We start from the raw sequence: 3,153 nt of genomic DNA, 5'->3' as shown, positions 1-3,153 counted from the left end.
GGAATTTGAGAAATGGATTTTCTAATTAAAATATATTTGAAATATGATAAAATTCTGCATGGGGGTAATAAATCCATGCAGAATATTTTTTTATGTAACTCAAAGCCTAAAGCCTTTCGAGAAGCAAATGGGGAGCTGTTTCCAGAGGCACCTTTACGATGCATGTTTGAAGATTGCCAAATGCCTGTAAGAATGAAAAAACACGGCTTTTACAAAAGATACATTATCACATATAAATATAGCGGTTACATATGTATACGCAGGTATATTTGCCCCTGCTGCGGCCGCACAGTTTCTTTTCTCCCAAGCTTTCTAGTCCCATATTTTCAATATGCCTTTCCATATATACTGGCATTTTTAAATGGATATTTCAAAAGAAGGCAATCTCTTAGAAAATATGTTGAATGGTTTAAAAGAAAAAAGGACGGCTTTAACCGTCGTCACTTCAGATACTATATTAACCGTATATTTTTAAATCGCAGCTTAATCCAGTATTATTTAAACCTGACTGACCAAGACATGATCGCAAATGAAGATGCAATGGCCAGCCGGTTGTTTGCCAAAAGTCTTTTAGAAAAAATACATGCAGTGTCCCCACAATATTTGTCATGGAATTTTTTCAATGTCACAGGCAAAAGCATTTTGGCTCCTGTTCAAATGATATCATAAAAGCGATAAATAGTCATGAAAATCTCATCAACAGAGCTTACCCAGTTCCAAGAAGCATAGTTATGTATTAACCTATCCTTGATACAAATAAAGGAAGGGGAAATACAATAACTATGGATGAAAAAGCAAGACAGGCAATAGCACTGAGACGGTTTTCCATCATAAGCCCGGTGCTTAGCGGCAATGTAAAAAACAACAGGGAATACTTTCAGGAATTATCAAAGAATCCTGTTGATATGCCGTACCTTGGTACAAAGGTTTATAACTACAAAACCTTTGAGGGGTGGCTTTATGACTATCATCGGTATGGGCTTGACGGGTTAATGCCGGGATTCAGAAGTGATAGAGGAAAAAGCCGGAAGATATCTTCAGAACTGGGAGATAAAATTAAAGAGTACCGTGTAAAAAATCCTAAAATGCCGGTGACAATATTGTATGACAGACTAATATCAGAAAAGATTATTAATCCTTTAGAGTTGTCAAGGTCCAGTGTATACCGATACATAGCAGATACGGTACTTCCATCAAAAGAAGAGTCCGGAGAAAGCCTTCGTTTCTCTTATCAGTATCCGGGAGAAATGTGGCAGGGAGATGTGATGTACGGACCTTATATACAGGTAGGTAAAAAGAAGCAGCAGACATACCTTCATGCATTTATCGATGATGCCACAAGGCTGATTATGTACTCAAAATTCTTTTATGAGCAGAATTTTGAAACGTTACGCATCTGCCTTAAGGAAGCCATGTTAAAAAACGGAATACCCCGCCTTATCTATACAGATAACGGGAAAATATACCGCAGCCAGCAACTTGAATATATATGTGCAGGATTGGGCTGCACACTTCTGCATTCGCAGCCATATGTCCCAAAGGGCCGCGGAAAAATCGAACGATACTTTAATACCGTACGTATGAGGTTTCTAAGCAATCTTTCCCCGAAAGAACTTAACAGTCTTGAGTCATTGAATGAAGCATATGAAAAATGGCTTGACAGTGACTATCAGAAAAAAGAGCATTCGGCTCTAAACGGCAAAACCCCGCATCAATGCTTTATTGATAATATCGACAGAGTAAAGCTGGTAACTGATAGGAATCAATTTAACGAAAACTTCTTATTAAGGATCAGCCGCAAGGTATGTCATGATGCAACTATACAGGTAGAAAATATTTTATTTGAAACAGAGCCATGCCTTGCAGGAAAACGCCTTGAGGTTCGTTATGAACCTGAATGGCTTTTAGATCAAACAAAGAATCTGCAGTTGTACGAGGATGGGAAACGCATCGGAGAAGCAAAAAGGATACGATTCTATGATAATGCTCATGTGCAGCGCCGATTTCCTGGGAATCGAAAGAAGGCTGCTGCAGAAACAAAAGATATATCACATCCATCAGAGAATAGTTTGGCCACCCCTAAAAATACAATTTCATTTGCAGATTTAGCCCAAGGAGGTACAGAGAATGTTTAAACAGTTCTATGGACTTACTTTCAATCCTTTCGACAAGGAAATTGAAACAGAGAAGCTGTTTAAGAGCAGTGATTTAAACGAGCTGGAACAGCGATTAAGATACATGCTGGACAATAGGGGGATTGGCCTTATCGTTGGTGAGCCAGGTACCGGTAAATCTACCTGTTTAAGAAAGTTCGCCGAAAATGCCAACAAATCACTTTACAAGGTATGTTATCTTCCGCTTACAACTTTAACTGTAAAGGATTTTTATCAAGGCCTCTGCGCTATGCTTGGAACTACAAAGAAATACAGGAAAGTGGACATGTTCTTTGAAATACAGTCGGCCATAAATTCACTCTACTACGAACAAAGAATTACGCCGGTATTTATTGTGGATGAAGTGCATATGGCGTCCAGTGCAATACTTGATGATTTAAGAATACTGTTCAATTTTAAGATGGATTCTGCCAATCCTTTTGTTTTAATACTATCGGGACAGCCTCAAATACGGAACAAGCTGATGCTAACCAGCAGTTACCCGCTAAAACAGCGGATTATTATGAGATATTCAATGCAAGGGCTTACACAAGAAGAATGCAGAGAATATTTGACCAGCAGGCTAAAGATTGCAGGGTGCTCTAGAGAAATATTTACCCCTGAAGCAGCTCTGGCTATTTACAATATATCCGGAGGAGCTCCAAGGGCAATCAACAATATCACTACTGCAGCGCTTATGTATTCTGCCGCTAAAAGAGCCGATTCCGTGGACGAAGAGGCTATTTTTCAAGCAAACATTGAGCTTGGAGCATAAAAAGCTAAAGCACTTTGAGTAGCAAAATATTCAAGGTGCTTTATTTATATCATATTTTCTCAAGGTCCGCAATAGCAATAGAATCAGCATTCTTAAGCTATTCCCAGTACAAATTGAGAAATTTCCTAATTTAATTTTGTACGTCTATTTTAATTTGATAAAAGTGGACCTTTACTTCCGATTACAATGTGAGAAAAACTTCCTAGTTTATTTTGAAAATTGACA

General features: G+C 38.3%; 3 protein-coding genes. All 3 read left to right on the top strand.

Annotated features, from left to right (window positions below):
- The first annotated feature begins 12 nt into the window (after nucleotides 1-12).
- The 3 genes from OXPF_RS23565 to OXPF_RS00530 all read left to right on the top strand — a co-directional run bounded on the left by OXPF_RS23565 (nucleotide 13) and on the right by OXPF_RS00530 (nucleotide 2,928).
- The gene (locus OXPF_RS23565) at nucleotides 13-669 is read left to right on the top strand and encodes a DUF6431 domain-containing protein (protein WP_054873269.1); all 657 of its coding nucleotides are present in this window, start codon (nucleotides 13-15) and stop codon (nucleotides 667-669) included.
- A gap of 113 nt (nucleotides 670-782) precedes the next feature.
- On the top strand, nucleotides 783-2,135 hold the full coding sequence (locus tag OXPF_RS00535; protein WP_054873268.1) for an IS481 family transposase: 1,353 nt from the start codon (nucleotides 783-785) through the stop codon (nucleotides 2,133-2,135).
- Nucleotides 2,128-2,928 carry an ExeA family protein gene (locus OXPF_RS00530; RefSeq protein WP_054873267.1) on the top strand — a complete coding sequence of 267 codons (801 nt, stop codon included), beginning with the start codon at nucleotides 2,128-2,130 and terminating at the stop codon, nucleotides 2,926-2,928. The genes OXPF_RS00535 and OXPF_RS00530 overlap by 8 nt, the downstream gene beginning before the upstream one ends.
- Nucleotides 2,929-3,153: the final 225 nt, after the last annotated feature.

Source organism: Oxobacter pfennigii (assembly GCF_001317355.1).
Classification (GTDB): Bacteria; Bacillota; Clostridia; order Clostridiales; family Oxobacteraceae; genus Oxobacter; species Oxobacter pfennigii.
Note: the sequence above shows the minus strand (reverse complement) of the source record. Positions and strands in the feature narration are given on the sequence as shown.

Bases quoted from the DNA above. Each gene is read 5' to 3' on its own strand.
- OXPF_RS23565 (WP_054873269.1), top strand. From the start codon at position 13: ATGGATTTTCTAATTAAAATATATTTGAAATATGATAAAATTCTGCAT.
- OXPF_RS00535 (WP_054873268.1), top strand. From the start codon at position 783: ATGGATGAAAAAGCAAGACAGGCAATAGCACTGAGACGGTTTTCCATC.
- OXPF_RS00530 (WP_054873267.1), top strand. From the start codon at position 2,128: ATGTTTAAACAGTTCTATGGACTTACTTTCAATCCTTTCGACAAGGAA.